The organism is Kitasatospora sp. NBC_00039 (assembly GCF_045160625.1).
Lineage (GTDB): Bacteria > Actinomycetota > Actinomycetes > Streptomycetales > Streptomycetaceae > Kitasatospora.
The window spans coordinates 4,880,189-4,894,609 of the sequence record NZ_CP108289.1; the positions used below are offsets into that span (position 1 = coordinate 4,880,189).

10 protein-coding genes and 1 tRNA gene are annotated in these 14,421 nt (G+C 73.5%); 2 read left to right on the top strand and 9 right to left on the bottom strand.

The window, feature by feature from the left end; genetic code table 11:
* Positions 1–256 precede the first annotated feature (256 nt).
* From OG286_RS21650 to OG286_RS21660, 3 genes are all read right to left on the bottom strand, one after another.
* Positions 257–2,179 carry a prolyl oligopeptidase family serine peptidase gene (locus tag OG286_RS21650; protein ID WP_396324015.1) on the bottom strand — a complete coding sequence of 641 codons (1,923 nt, stop codon included), beginning with the start codon at positions 2,177–2,179 and terminating at the stop codon, positions 257–259.
* Positions 2,180–2,361: 182 nt separating this feature from the next.
* Complete coding sequence (locus OG286_RS21655; RefSeq protein ID WP_396324014.1) at positions 2,362–3,792, bottom strand: MFS transporter; 1,431 nt, start codon at positions 3,790–3,792, stop codon at positions 2,362–2,364.
* A 143-nt stretch (positions 3,793–3,935) separates the two neighbouring features.
* A complete protein-coding gene (locus OG286_RS21660) occupies positions 3,936–4,328 on the bottom strand; it encodes a nuclear transport factor 2 family protein (RefSeq protein WP_405365704.1) in 393 nt (130 codons plus the stop codon).
* Positions 4,329–4,474: 146 nt separating this feature from the next.
* On the opposite strand from OG286_RS21660, the gene OG286_RS21665 reads away from it, so the two are divergent.
* On the top strand, positions 4,475–7,333 hold the full coding sequence (locus OG286_RS21665) for an ATP-binding protein (protein WP_405365705.1): 2,859 nt from the start codon (positions 4,475–4,477) through the stop codon (positions 7,331–7,333).
* A 58-nt stretch (positions 7,334–7,391) separates the two neighbouring features.
* On the opposite strand, the gene OG286_RS21670 is transcribed toward OG286_RS21665, so the two are convergent.
* The 5 genes from OG286_RS21670 to OG286_RS21690 all read right to left on the bottom strand — a co-directional run bounded on the left by OG286_RS21670 (position 7,392) and on the right by OG286_RS21690 (position 11,041).
* Positions 7,392–8,018 carry a ScbR family autoregulator-binding transcription factor gene (locus OG286_RS21670; RefSeq protein ID WP_396324011.1) on the bottom strand — a complete coding sequence of 209 codons (627 nt, stop codon included), beginning with the start codon at positions 8,016–8,018 and terminating at the stop codon, positions 7,392–7,394.
* Between the two features lie 430 nt (positions 8,019–8,448).
* Positions 8,449–8,643, bottom strand: a complete 195-nt coding sequence (locus tag OG286_RS21675; RefSeq protein WP_405365706.1) for a hypothetical protein — start codon at positions 8,641–8,643, stop codon at positions 8,449–8,451.
* A 423-nt stretch (positions 8,644–9,066) separates the two neighbouring features.
* Positions 9,067–9,140, bottom strand: a tRNA-Pro gene (locus tag OG286_RS21680).
* A gap of 100 nt (positions 9,141–9,240) precedes the next feature.
* Entirely contained in the window at positions 9,241–10,182 is a 942-nt protein-coding gene (locus OG286_RS21685; protein WP_396324009.1) for a metallophosphoesterase, read from the bottom strand.
* 208 nt (positions 10,183–10,390) lie between these two features.
* The gene (locus tag OG286_RS21690; RefSeq protein WP_396324008.1) at positions 10,391–11,041 is read right to left on the bottom strand and encodes a CGNR zinc finger domain-containing protein; all 651 of its coding nucleotides are present in this window, start codon (positions 11,039–11,041) and stop codon (positions 10,391–10,393) included.
* 107 nt (positions 11,042–11,148) lie between these two features.
* Between OG286_RS21690 and OG286_RS21695 the strand changes: the two genes are divergently transcribed.
* Positions 11,149–11,604 carry a GatB/YqeY domain-containing protein gene (locus OG286_RS21695; RefSeq protein WP_405360384.1) on the top strand — a complete coding sequence of 152 codons (456 nt, stop codon included), beginning with the start codon at positions 11,149–11,151 and terminating at the stop codon, positions 11,602–11,604.
* 168 nt (positions 11,605–11,772) lie between these two features.
* Here the strand turns inward: OG286_RS21695 and OG286_RS21700 are convergent, their stop codons facing one another.
* Entirely contained in the window at positions 11,773–14,106 is a 2,334-nt protein-coding gene (locus tag OG286_RS21700) for a transglycosylase domain-containing protein (RefSeq protein ID WP_405360382.1), read from the bottom strand.
* Positions 14,107–14,421: the final 315 nt, after the last annotated feature.

A 14,421-nucleotide genomic window follows, 5' to 3' on the forward strand; every position in this document is an offset into this window, starting at 1 on the left:
GCGGCCTGCAGGGCGAGGCTTCCCGCCGGAGCGCCGCCCGTCGTCGCTCCCCCGAAGGCCGACGCCCTGACCGAAGCCGAAGCGGTGGCCGAACCCGAGGCCGAAGCGGTGGCCGGGGACGTGGCCGACGCCGTCGGCTGCGTGGACGGCGACGCGGGTGGCGGGCAGGCCGCTCCGCTGTCGCTGTCCTGACCCGAGCAGCCGGTGAGCACCAGGGCCCCGGCCACCCCCACCCCCACGATCGCGAGCAGACGTCTCACCCGGTCCCCCCGTCCCTCGGCGCGGCGTCCGCCGCCCCCTCGGCCCGATTCTCCCCGGAGGCGTCCGCGCCGAGGTGGCGCCGGACGAAGTCGATCTCCAGCCGCAGCTGCTTGATCCGCTCCTCCACCACCAGCGAGCCGTGCCCGGCGTCGTAGCGGTAGACCTCGTGCGGCTTGCCGAGCTGCTCCAGCCGCTCGACGTAGTTCTCGATCTGCCGGATCGGGCAGCGCGGGTCGTTGACCCCGGCACTGATGTAGACCGGCACCCGCACCCGCTCGACGTAGGTGAGCGGCGAGGAGGCCGTCCAGCGCTCGGGCACCTCCTGCGGGGTGCCGCCGAAGAGCGTGCGGTCGAGCGACTTCAGCGCCTCCATCTCGTCGTCGTACGCGGTCAGGTAGTCCGCGACGGGGACGGCGGCGACGCCGAGCGACCAGTTCTCCGGCTGCACGCCGAGGCCGAGCAGGGTGAGGTAGCCACCCCAGGAGCCGCCGGTGAGGACGAGCCGGCCCGGGTCGGCGAGCCCGCTCGCCACCGCCCACTCGCGGACGGCGCCGATGTCCTCCAGCTCGATCAGGCCGACCCGCTCGCGCAGGGCGTCCGTCCAGGCCTGGCCGTAGCCGGTGGAGCCTCGGTAGTTGACCCGGACCACCGCGAAGCCGTGGTCCAGCCAGGCGGCCGGCCCGGCGGCGAAGGAGTCGCTGTCGTGGTGGGTCGGCCCGCCGTGGATCTCGAAGACGGTCGGGAACGGGCCGTCGCCCCGGCCGGCCCCGGCGGGCCGCTGGACGAGCGCGTGCACCCGCCCGCCGGGACCGTCCACCCAGACGTCCTCGACCGGCACCGAACCGGGCGGCACCGAGCCGGGGGCCCGCAGCACGACCGTGCCGGCGGTGGAGCGGACGGCGGACGGCTCGGCGGCGGAGGACCAGAGGAACTCCACCGTGCCGTCCGGGCGCGGGGTGGCGCCGCCGACGGTGCCGCGCGGGGTTTCCAGCCGGGTCAGGCGGCCGCCATCGCCTGGGGCTTCCTCCAGTGAGAACGAGAACAGCTCGCTGCGCGCCTCGTACTCGTGCTCGACCAGCAGCGCGGTCGCGCCCGGCCGCCACTGCGCGGAGACGTCGCCGGGCAGCTCGCGGCCCTGCTCGTCGCGGAGCGGCAGCGCGGTCTCGGCGCCGGTGGCGACGTCCCAGATCATCGGCTCCCAGCGGCCGGTGCGCTGGTGGGCCACCAGCAGCCGGGTGTCGCCCTCGACCGGGGCGAACCCGAGGCAGGCGACCCCGCGCGGGTCGTCGCGGCCGGTGACCTCGTCCAGCTCGGCGACGGTCGCGCCGTCCGTGAGCCGGACGATCCGGATCGCCGAGTGCATCGCGTCGCCGTGCTCGGTGTGGTCGATGGCGAGCAGCGTGCTGTCGTAGCTGAGGTCGCCGACGCCGCCGTACTCCTCGTGCCGGTAGATCTCCACCGCCTCCGCCGCGCCCGGGCGGCGCAGGTGCAGGGTGGTGCCGTGCTCGTCGGTGGAGCGGCCGACCACCACCGTCCCGTCCCGGCCGAGGGCCAGGCCCGCCGAGTAGGAGGCGGCCAGACCGGGCACGGCCTCCTCGTCGGGGCCCTCCGCGCCGTCGGGCCGGCCGGCGAAGGGCTGGCGGCGCCAGATCCCGAACTCGTCACCGTCGTTGTCGTCGAACCACCAGACCCAGGTGCCGTCGGGGGACAGCTCGGCGTCGGTGGTGCCGTTCGGGCGGTCGGTCACCCGGCGGTGGGTGTCGTCGGCGCGGTCCCAGGCGTACACCTCGTAGGTGCCGGTCGCGTTGGACACGTACAGCGCCCGGTCGGGGGCGTCCTCCGCCCAGTCCGGAAGGGAAACCCGGGCCGCCCTGAACCGCTGCTCCCACGCCGGTACGGCGCTCTTCTCCTCGCTCATCCGCCCATCCAACCCGATCGGGGGGAGGGAACGGAACGGGCGGGTGGGCCCGGAGGCCCACCCGCCCTGCTGTTCCTCGCCGGCCGCCGCCCCTCGGCCCTCGGCCCGGCCGGCAGCTCCGCGGTCTCGTCCGTCAGGCCCTCGGCCTACCCGGCGGTGCGGCGGTCTCGTCCGCCCGGCCCTCAGGCCGCCCGGCGGGGCAGCAGCTGCACCAGACCCGCCAGCAGCAGCTCCAGCGCCGTCAGCACCGCCAGGCTCCGGCCGAAGGCGACGGCCGGGTCGGCGGCGCCGTAGTAGACGATGCCGATCAGCGCGATCCCGAGCGAGCCCGCGACCTGCTGGACGGTGGCCACCACCCCCGCCGCCGACCCGGCCAGCTGCGGCTCCACCCCGGCCAGCACCGCGGAGGTCACCGGCGCGATCACCAGGCCCATGCCGAGACCGTCCACGAAGAGGCCCGGCGCCAGCCACCAGACGCTGCCGGTCGTCCCGGCGGTGTGCACGGCGAGGCCGAGCAGGCCCAGCCCGGCCGCCATCAGCAGACCGCCGAGCGCGACCGCTTGGCGGCCGAGGCGGGCGGCGACGCGGTGCGCGGTGGTCGAGGTGAGCAGGTAGCCGACGCCGATCGCGGTGAAGACGAGACCCGCGCCGAGCGCGTCCAGGCCCCGGCCGGGCTGCAGGTAGAGGGCGAGCACCAGGAAGAACGACGACTGGCCGAGCCAGAAGGCGAGCTGGGCGAGCAGCCCGGCGGCGAACGAGCGGGTCCGGAACAGCCGGGTGTCGACCAGCGGCGAGCCGGTGGCGCGGGAGCGGTGCTGGTGCACCGCGAAGGCGGCGAGCAGCGCGACGGAGCCGGCCAGGCAGAGCCAGGTCCAGAGCGGCCAGCCCTGCTCGCGGCCCTGGATCAGCGGCAGTACCAGGCCGGTCAGTGCGACGGTGACCAGCAGCACGCCCACCGGGTCCAGACCGGGCCGCTGCGGCGCGCGGGACTCCGGCAGGCAGCGGCGGACCAGCGCCAGCGCGGCCAGGCCGACCGGCAGGTTGATCAGGAAGCAGCTGCGCCAGTCCAGCCCGAAGAGGTCCGCCCGGATCAGCACCCCGCCGATCAGCTGGCCGAACACCGCGCCGACGCCCATCGTCAGCCCGTACATCGCGAACGCCCGGGCCTGCGCCGCGCCGCTGAACGCCGTCCGCAGGATCGCCAGCACCTGCGGACCCATCAGCGCCGCCGCCAGGCCCTGGGCGACCCGGGCGCCGACCAGGGCGGCCGCCGTCGGGGCCAGGCCGCAGCCGGCCGAGGCCAGCGTGAACAGGGCCAGGCCGAGGGCGAACACCCGGCGCCGGCCGTAGCGGTCGCCCAGCCGGCCGGCGGTGATCAGGCCGGCCGCGAGCGCCAGGCTGAAGCCGGCGATCACCCACTGGACGGCCGAGGGGCCGGCGCCCAGGTCGGCCTGGACGGAGGGGACGGCGACGTTGACGACGAAGACGTCGAGGGCGGTCATGAAGGTGGCGGTCAGGACCACTGGCAGCAGGCCCCGGGTGGAGGATCCCGTCCCGGTGGGGGCCTGCCGGGCCTTCGGGGCGGCCGTACGGGTGGGCAGGGCGGTGCTCATCTGGGGTGCTCCTCACGGGGTCGGCGGGGCGGGCCCGGGGTCGGGGCCCGCCCGTGCGGCTCGGCGGCCCGGCGGCCGGGCCGGCTCTGCGGTCGGTCCGGCCCGGGGCCCGGTCGTGCGGGGGGCGACTGCCCGGCGCCGGCTCAGGCTCCCGGGACGCGGTCCAGGAAGCCGAACACCGAGGCGATCCGGCCGTCCGGGCCGGCCACCAGGACGTCGAACCCGATCACCAGCGGCTCCTCGCCGGCCGGCCCGAGGTTCCAGGTGAAGCGGGCGATGTCGTGGTGCGCGTCGACCGCGCCGAGGGTGAACTCCAGGCCGGGGAACTGTGCCTGGGCGGCGCCGATCAGGGCGTCCACGCCGTCCCGGCCGGTGACGGCGGCCAGCGGGTCGGTGTAGCTGCCGTCCTCGGCCCACGCCTCGTCGATCAGCTTGCGGCGGGCGGCCGGGTCGGTCTCGTTCCAGACGGCGAGGTAGCGCTCGGCGAGCTGCTGGAGGTCGGTCGCCTGGACGCTGGTCTGCCGGACGTCGGTCATGGTCTTCTCCCGTGTTCCGCTGGGCTGTTCGGCGGGTCGTTCCCGCTGGTCATGAAGGTACGGGCGGCGGGCGGCGGGCGAATCTGTCACGGATAGGTACAGGGACGCGCAAGGACGTAGGTAGGTCGCGCCAGTAGGGTCGGAGGATGGGGATGCTCTACGGGCGGGAACAGGAGCAGGCCGTCGTCGACGCGCTGCTCGACGGGGCGCGGGACGGCCGCAGCGGGGTGCTGGTGCTGCGCGGCGAGCCGGGCATCGGCAAGACCGCGTTGCTGGAGTACGCGGCGGCGTCGGCCGGCGACGCGTTCCGGGTGGTCCGGGTCACGGGCGTCGAGTACGAGGCCGAACTCCCGTTCGCCGGGTTGAGTCTGCTGCTCGCACCCGGCCTGGACCGGCTCGCCGCGCTGCCCGGACCGCAACGGCGCTCCCTGGAAGGCGCGTTCGGCCTGAGCGACGACGCGGCGCCCGCCGGTGCGCCCGGCGACCGGCTGCTCACCGGGCTCGCCACCCTCGGACTTCTCGCCGAACTGGCCTCCGAACAGCCTCTGTTGTGCATCGTGGACGATGTGCAGTGGCTGGACCGGGCCTCGCTGGACGCGCTGCTGCTCGCCGCCCGCCGGCTCCAGGCGGAGGGCGTCGCCCTGCTGCTCGCCGTTCGCGACGCGGGCGCGTCGGGGGGTGCCGCGGGCAGCGGGGGCCCCGGGGGTGCGACGGGCCCCGGGGTCGGCGCCCTGCCGCTCGCGGGCCTGCCCGAACTCCGGCTCGCCGGCCTCGCCGAGCCGGCGGCCGCGCAACTCCTCGACTCCCGAGCGGCATTGGGGCTTGCGGGCGGAGTCCGCCGCCGACTGCTCGCGGAGGCCGCCGGCAACCCGCTGGCGCTCACCGAACTGCCTGCCACCGTCGAGGAGGCCGCCGACTCCGCCCCCGGTGCGCTGCCGCTCACCAGCCGCCTGCAGATCGCCTTCCACGGCCAGGTCACCGGCCTGCCACCGGCCACCCAGAACCTTCTGCTGGTCGCCGCCGCCGAGGAGAACGGCGACCTCGACGTCGTCCTCGCGGCCGCGGCCGCCCTCGGCGCGACCGCCGAACACCTCGCCCCCGCCGAGGAGTCGGGCCTGGTGGCCGTCGACGCGGAGCGCCGGCTCGCCTTCCGACACCCGCTGCTGCGCGCCGCCATCCTGCAACGCGCTCCACTGCAACAGAGGTTGACGGTCCACCGCGCTCTCGGCGAGGCGCTGGAGGACGGCGACCGCCGGACCTGGCACCTGGCCCTCGCCGCCACCGCACCCGACGCCGAACTCGCCGACGCGCTGGAACGCACCGCCCTCCGCGCCGAGGCCCGCGGTGGCCACGGCGGCGCCGCCGCCGCGTACGAACGCGCCGCCCGCCTCACCCCCGACCGCGACGGCGCCACCCGTCGGCTCGTCCTGGCCGCCGAAGCCGCCACCGAGGAAGGCAAGTTGGAGCAGGCCGAGGCGCTCGCCGAACGGGCCGGCGCCCGGACCGACAACGTCTTCGCGCACGCCCTGCTCGACCACGTCCGGGCCACCGCACACTTCTGGCGCGGCTCCTACCCCACCGCCTACCGCCTGCTGCTGGACGCCGCCGGCACCGGCATCGAGCCGCCGCACGCCGCCCGGATGCTGTTCCAGGCCTTCCACGCCGCCTGGTACGCGGGCGAGGAGCCGGTGGTCGCCGTCCTCGACCGGCTCGCCGTCGTCCTGGCCGAACTCCCGGAGGACGACCCGCTCACCCCGCTCGCCCGGCACCTGCCCGCCGCCGTCCTGCCCGCCCTCGGGCGCCCCGCCGTGCCGCTGCCCGCCGCCCGGGACACCGCGGCGGCGGCCCGCCGGGCGGGCGCCGAGACCCCGAGCGACCTGGTCCAGCTCTGTGGCGCGACGCTGATCCTCGGCCGGGACGCCGAAACCGTCGAGCTCGCCGCCGAACTCGTCGCCGAGGCCCGCGCCAAGGGCACCGTCGGCGTGCTGCCCACGCTCCAGTTCTTCCTCGCCGAGGCCGAGTTGTTCCACGGCCGCCACCGCGACGCCGAGGTCACCGCCACCGAGGCGCTCGCCCTCGCCCGCGACACCGGGCAGCACCAGTGGGTCAGCCAGCTCAGCGCCCTGCTCGCCTGCCTGGCCGCGCTCGCCGGCGACGCTGGGCAGACCACGACGCTCATCGCGAAGGCACGGACGGCGACTGCGCTGACCACGACGAGGCCGACCACGACGGCGCCGAGCACGACGGCGCCGGCCGGCAGCACGGCGGGCACCGCCGCCCCCGCCCCCGGCGAGCCGTGGGCCCAGTGGGCGCTCGGCCTGCTCGACCTCGGCCACGGCCGGGCCGGTGACGCCGCCGACCGGCTCCAGGCCCTCACCACCGGCCCCTACCGGCACCACGTCAGCGGCACCCGGGCCGTCCCCGACCTGGTCGAGGCCGCCGTCCGCCTCGGCACCCCCGAGCGTGCCGCCGGCCCGTACGAGCGGTTCGCCCGCTGGGCCCGCGCCGCCGGCGTGCCGTGGGCCGAGGCGCTACGGCTGCGCTGCCAGGCCCTGCTCGGCCCGGACGAACTCGCCGAATCCGCCTACCTCGCCGCCCTCGACCTGCACGACGGCACCCACCGCCCGTTCGAGCAGGCCCGCACCGCGCTCCTCTACGGCGAGTGGCTGCGCCGCGAACGCCGCCGCACCGACGCCCGCCCGCACCTGCGCGCCGCCCTGGAGACCTTCGAACTCCTCGGTGCCCGCCCCTGGGCCGACCGCGCCCGCAGCGAACTCACCGCCACCGGCACCAGCGCCCCCGCCCCGGCCGACGCCCCCGCGGGCGCGCTCACCGCGCTCACCCCGCAGGAGCTCCAGATCGCCCGGCTCGCCGCCCGGGGCCTCACCAACCGCGACATCGCCGCACAGCTCTTCCTCAGCCCCCGCACCGTCGGCCACCACCTCTACAAGGCCTACCCCAAGCTCGGGATCGCCTCCCGGACGGACCTCCCGGCGCTGTTCTGAGGCGGCACCGACCCGAGCGGCACCGACCCGAGGGGCCGGGGGCCGGCGGCCCCTCCGCTCAGGCCCGGTTCGCGTGCGCGGCGAGGGTGGCCCGCAGCGATGCCACGGTGGGCGCAGTGGCGATGCCGGGCAGCAGGTACCACCAGAGCCGGACGATCCGCTCCGGCAGGTCGGCCCGATCGCTCCGCAGGTGGGACATGATCTGCGAGCCGGTGTACGCCGCGACCAGGAGCTGCGCGACCTCCGCCACATCGACGCCGGGCAGCAGCTCGCCCGCCTGTCGCGCGGCCTCCAGCTCCGCGCGGAACTGGTCCGCCCACATCTCGTACGGTCCGAATTCGCGCAGCCCGAGCTGCCCCTGCTCGACGGCGAGGGTCACGCCCGCGCGCAGCAGTACGTTCGCCTTCAACTCATCGGCCAGATAGAGGTTCAGGGCGACGAGCTGGCCCAACCCGGTCGCCTCCGTCGGGAGTTCGAGGTCCGACGCCTGCTCGTCGATGACCGCCTTGGCCAGCTCCTCCTTGGACCTGAAATGGAAGTACATCGCCCCCTGCGTGGTCCCCGCCCTGGCGATGATCCGGCTGACGCTCGACCCGTTGAACCCGAACTCGTCGAAGACGTGGGCGGCGGCCCGCAGAATCGTCTCGCGCGTGCGTACGGCCCGGTCCTGCTGGGCTCTCGCCACCGGTGGCTCCCAAGGTCCAACAGACAAAAAAGAACGACCTCAATGTTATTCGCCCCCGGAACACCACCGACGCGGGCGCCGGCCCGCGCATGCCGACCAGTTGGCAGCCGCCGCCTTGGCGGAGAAACCGGTGCGCGTGCGGCCCGGGCTGACGCGAAGTGACCGGGCGGGCTGTGCCCGCGAACGCCGTCGGCTCGCGAACGTCAGGAGCCGACCAGTTCCGGCCCCGGCGGGCGGCCTCGATCGCGGGAACGCCTGCGGTGCCGAAGCAACTCGGGTGGTCGGGAGAGGTGGAGGGGGAGCGTCGATGACCTGCACGGACAGTCCGCGGGCGCCCATGGACGTACGCCGAAGCCCGGGGCAGTTGTGGCGCGGTCGGTCACGCGAGGGTGCTGTCGCACACGCCCGCGCTGGAGGGCGGCGGCTCGTGTCAGCGGGAGTCGGTGGTCCCGTGGGGCGGGTACGGAGCTTCCGTCCGGCGGCCGGCCACGGCTGCGGCGAGCGCCAGCAGGGCTTCGACCTGTGCGACTTGTGCGCGTAGTTCGTTGGTGGCTTGCATCCCGGTGAGCTTGATCCGCGCCAAGATGTCGCTCGCAGCCTGGGCGTGTGCTTCATAGCTGGCCATACCGAACTCCGACGTCTGTTGGGTCGTACGGGAACCGAACTACGTCGACGGTAGAGCCTGGGCCCTGGTATCGGCTGCACGCTGCCGCGCGTGTGGTGGAATCTCCACGGCCAGGTGACGCAGTCGGAACTGCGGGCACTGACCTGGGGCCACGTGTTCCGGAAGGGGCGGCCCTGCTCTCGGACGAAGGCGTGCCCCTGGAGGAGATCTCCCGACCGGTCGGCCACTCCAGCACCGCCGTGACCGAAGAGGTCCACCGGAAGCACATCCGCCCGGTGATCCGGACCGGAGCGACCGTCATGGACGACCTGTTCGCGCGGGATCCTGAGCCTTGGTCACGCAGGCGGTCACGCAGGTGGTCACGCACAACGGATCAGGGCCCTACCGGATTTCTCCGATAGGGCCCTGATCCGTACTACTGGGTCGGGGTGGCGGGATTTGAACCCACGGCCTCTTCGTCCCGAACGAAGCGCGCTACCAAGCTGCGCCACACCCCGGTCCTGCTGTTTGTCGCTCCGTCTCCTTCGCGACGAGTAGAACTCTACCGGACGCTCGCCGAGAGACGAAATCCGATTCCCGGCGGGCGTCCGGTGCAGGTCAGGGGGCGGGTGTGAGGGTGAGGAGGGTGGCCTCGGGGGGGCAGGCGAAGCGGACCGGGGTGTAGCGGTTGGTGCCGCAGCCGGCGGAGACGTGGAGGTAGGAGCGGCGGCCGCCGGCCTGGTGGGTGGAGAGGCCCTTGACCCGCTTGGCGTCGAGGTCGCAGTTGGTGACCAGGGCGCCGTAGAAGGGGACGCAGAGCTGGCCACCGTGGGTGTGGCCGGCGAGGACCAGCGGGTAGCGGTCGGCGGTGAAGGCGTCCAGGACGCGGAGGTAGGGCGCGTGCACGACGGCGAGGGAGAGGTCGGCGTCGGGGGAGGGGCCGCCGGCGACCTCGCTGTAGCGGTCGCGGCGGATGTGCGGGTCGTCGAGGCCGGTGAACTCGAGGTCGAGGCCGCCGATGGCGAGCCGGCCACGGGCGTTGGTGAGGTCGAGCCAGCCGGCCGCGTCGAAGCCGTCGCGCAGCTTCTCCCACGGGTTGTGGACGGCGCCGGTGATGCCGCGCCGCGCGGTGCCGTCGGGGTTGTTCATGCCGTGGGCGCCGCTGCGCATGGCCTGGAGGTAGCGGGCGGGGTTCTTGCGGGCCGGGCCGTAGTAGTCGTTGGACCCGAAGACGTAGACGCCGGGGAACTCCATCAGCGGTCCGAGCGCGTCGAGCGTGGCGGGGACGCCGAGCGGGTCGGAGAGGTTGTCGCCGGTGTTGACCACCAGGTCGGGGCGCAGGCCGGCGAGGCTCTGCAGCCAGCGCTGCTTCTTGCCCTGTCCGCTCACCATGTGGATGTCGGAGACCTGGAGGACGCGGATGGGGCGGGCGCCCCGGGGCAGGACGGGGATGTCGACCCGGCGGAGCCGGAAGGAACGGACCTCGTACCCGACGGAGTAGGCGAGGCAGGCGGCGCCGGTGGCGGCGATTCCGAGGGGGACGGAGTACAGCGGTCGCATCGCTCCATGCTCTCAGACGGCGGATCAGCCGGTGAACGTCCGGGCGGTGCGGAGGGACACGCCGGCTTACTCCGTACGCCCCCGGTGCGGCGCGGGCTCGGCGGCGACGGGGTCGGTGCGGCGCGCCGGTGCTCACGCTGCCGGGCGCGTTCCACGGGGTCGTCGGGCCGCTCCCGGTGGAACCGGAGCACGGTGCCCGTCGGCGAGGTCAGCGGGGATCGTCGGGGGCCCGGTCGGCGGTCCGGTCGTCGGCCCTGTCACGCCGGGCCCGCAGTGCCCGGACCTTGTGGCGGTTGCCGCAGCGTTCCATCGAGCACCAGCGCCGTCGTCCGGGGCGTGAGGTGTCGACGAAGATCAGGGAGCAGTCGTGGGCGCCGCACTCGCGGACCCGGTCCGCGTACGGGCCGGTGAACAGGGCGATCGCGTCGCGCGCGACGGTCGAGGCGAGCTGGTCCCCGTCGGCCGGCAGCGGTGGTGCCGCGGTGCCGTCCGAGCCGATCTGCGGGACCAGCGGCGGGTGGGCGGCGGCCCGGTTGAGCTCGGCGTAGTCCGCGGCCGCCCCCGTCCCGCCGTGCGCGCGAGCCGTCGCGAGCCGCCGGAGCGCGTCCCGCAGGGTCCGTACGGCGGCCAGCTGCTCCGGGCTGATGCCGACGTGCGTGCCGGTGGGAAGCCGCAGCCGGGACTGTCCGAGCCAGTCCGTGAGGTCCCGGGGCCGGTGCAGGACCTCGTACCGTGCGTACGCGCCGGGGCCGCCGGTGGTGAGGAGCTCCAGGCAGAGCGCCCCGGGGTCGAAGAGGTACCGCGTCCCCTCGGGGGAGTGCAGGACCAGCCCGGCGCAGGGCTCCTCGACAGCAGTCATGTAACCACTATAAGTAGTTACCCGATGGTGGAAAAGTCCCGGTACCCGGAAATGCCCCTTGCGTTAATGGCGGGCAGCCGAACGCCGCAGGTGGGAGACTCAGGGCCATGACCACGCTCAAGGAGCAGCTGCAGGAGGACCTCACGGCTGCCATCAAGGACCGGGACGAGCTGCGCTCGTCCACCATTCGGCTCACGCTTTCCGCTGTCACCAGCGAGGAGGTTGCGGGCAAGGCCAAGCGGGAGCTGTCGGACGCCGAGGTGCTGAAGGTGCTCGCACGTGAGGCGAAGAAGCGCCGGGAGGCCGCCGAGGCGTTCGACGGTGCCGGTCGGACCGACCAGGCCACCCGGGAGCGGGCCGAGGGCGAGGTGCTGGCCGGCTACCTGCCCAAGCAGCTCTCCGACGAGGAGCTGGCGGCGATTGTGGCCGCCGCCGTCGCCGAGAGCGGCGCGACCGGGCCGCAGGGCATGGGCGCCGTGATGAAGCTGGTCAAGCCGAAGGTGGACGGCCTGGCCGAGGGCGGCCGGGTGGCCGCCGCCGTGAAGGCCGCGCTCACCGGCTGACGCGCACCGACGCGTGGGACCCGCACCGACGCGTAGGACCCGCACCGACGCGTAGGACCCGCCACCGAACGCACCACCCGCACCGCACCGCGTGCACAGCAGCAGACACAGGGGCGCCCCCCGAGCGATCGCTCGGAGGGCGCCCCTGTCGTCGCGCGTCGGCCTCGGCTAGTGCCGGCCGCCGCCGTTGCCGTTCCCGTTTCCGTTTCCGTTCCCGCCGATGATCCCGGGCGGGAGGGTGAACCCGCCGCCGATCATCCCGCCGGGGTTGCCCCCCGGAGTTCCGCCGGGGTTGCCGCCCGCGGCGGCCGCGTCGCCGCTCGGCGGCGTGGCGGCGCCCGGCGGCGTGGCGTTCGGGTCCGGCTTGGGCGCCGGGTCCGGGATGTCGAGGGTGGGCAGCTTCTCCATGGGGGCGCCGCGCAGGGCCTGGTTCATCGCCAGCTGCCAGATCGGGCCCGGGCCGGTGGCGCCGAAGACGCCGTCGCTGCCGTAGTAGGTGTCACCGATCTTGATGTTCTTCATCTTCACGCCGCCGGCCGGGCCGCCGAGCCAGACGGAGGTGGCGACCTGCGGGGTGTAGCCGCTGAACCAGGCGGCCTTCTTCTCGTCGGTGGTACCGGTCTTGCCGGCGATCTGACGGCCGCCCTCCAGGCCGAGGGAGGCGCCGGTGCCCTTCTCGGTCACGTTGAGCAGGACGGTGTTGAGGTTGTCCGCGGTGGTCTCGGAGTAGGCCTGGTTGCAGGTCGACTGCGGGACCTTGACGTCCTTGCCGTCCACGGTGGTGATCTTGTTGATGGCGATCGGGGTGCAGTACTTGCCGCGGGCGGCGAAGGTCGCGTAGACGTTCGCCATGGTCAGCGGGGACAGCTCCAGGGTGCCCAGGACCATCGAGGGGACCTCGACGAACGGGTCGCCCTTGGCCGTCTGGCTGATGCCGAGCTTGTTGGCCATCTGCTTCATCGCGCAGAGGCCGACCTGCTGCTCCATCTGCACGAAGTAGGTGTTGACCGAGAGCGCCATCGCCTGCTTCAGCTCGTACGGGCCGACCTCGCTGGGCGACTCGTTGCCGACGCTGCGGTCCTTGCCCTTGGCGGTGTTCTTCCAGGTGCCCGAGCAGGTGGACATCGTGGGGTAGTCGATCCTGTTCTCGGACGGGAACGGCTGAGTGGGCGACATGCCCGACTCCAGCGCGGCCGCGGCCAGGACCGGCTTGAACGTCGAACCGGTCTGGAAGCCGTTGCCGCCGCCCATCGCCGCGTCGACGTTCAGGTTGACGACGGTCTGGTTCTTGTTCGGGTCCAGGCCGTACGGGCGGGTCTGGGCCATCGCCAGGATCTTGCCGCTGCCGGGCTCCATCATGGTGGCGGCGGCCGACACCGGGTCGGTGACCTTCACCTTGGAGGTCACCGCGTTCTGCGCGGCGGCCTGCTTGTCCGGGTCGAGGGTGGTGTAGATGTTCAGGCCGCCCTGGTCCCAGAACTTCTTCCGGTCGGCGACGTTCTTGCCGAACACCGGGTCCTGCTTGACCACGTGGCGGACGTAGTCGCAGAAGAAGCCCATGCCTGCCTGGGCGGTGATGCAGCCGTTCTGCGGGTCCTTGTACTTCAGGCCCAGCGGTGCGGCCTTGGCCTCCTTGGCCTGGTCCGCGGTGATGTGCTTGTTCTCGACCATCTTGTCGATCACGATGTTGCGGCGCTTGACCGTGTTCTCCGGGTAGCGCACCGGGTCGAACGACGAGGGGTTCTGCACCATGCCGGCCAGGGTGGCGGCCTCGGCGACGGTGAGGTCCTTGTTGTTCTTGCTGAAGTACCGCTGGGAGGCGGCCTCGACCCCGTAGGCCTGGTGACCGTAGAAGGTGATGTTCAGGTAGTTGGTGAGGATCTGGTCCTTCGTCAGGTCCTCCTCCAGCTTGATCGCGACCTTCAGCTCCTGGATCTTGCGGCCCAGGGTCTTGCGCTGGGCCTCCAGGACGGCGGCCTGGTCGTCGCCGGCCTTCTCGACGTTGACGTTCTTCACGTACTGCTGGGTCAGCGTCGAGGCGCCCTGCGAGGCGGTGCCGCTCTCCGCGTTCTTGCTGACCGCGCGGAGCACGCCCTTGAGGTCGACGGCGCCGTGCTCGTAGAAGCGGGCGTCCTCGATGTCGACCTGCGCCTGCCGCATGAACGGCGACATCTGGTCGGCGGCGAGCACGGTACGGTCGCGCTCGTAGACCTTGGCGATCAGCCCGCCCTTGGCGTCGAAGATCTGGGTGGCCTGGGTCAGCGGCGGGGTCTTGAAGTCGTCCGGGATGTTCTCGAAGCTCTCCGCCGTGCTCTTGGCGGTCAGTCCGAGCGCGCCGACGGCGGGCAGGGCCATGCCGGCCAGCAGGACTCCTGAGAGCACGCTGACGCCCAGGAACTTCACTCCGTGTCCCGCGAAGTCGAGCGGTGACCCGCGGCGCCGGCCGCGCGGAGCTCCGGTGTTGCCTGGGGGCTGGGGTGCCTGGGGGCGCTTCGGTGCCATGAGGAGAACCCTACGTCGCCGATTCCCCTCCGCCGGGGCAGGTGTTCGCCTAGGCTTGTCACAAGCTTGCGACAGCTTCGGTACGTCAACATCATTCACTCTTGTGAGTGATGAGCTTTGCCCGAATTGCCCCCCTGTGTAGTGGTTTTGAGGTAGCTGTCGCCCGTTGTGCCCCTGCTTTTGGTGGCACTCCGTGACCACGCGCGTGGCGAGAGTGGCCCCGGTGTTCCTGGCAAGGCTTGCGACCTGCAGTCACTCCAACGAGTGAGCTGACCGATACCCATAGTCCAATCGGGTCATGCGAGATTGAGCCCG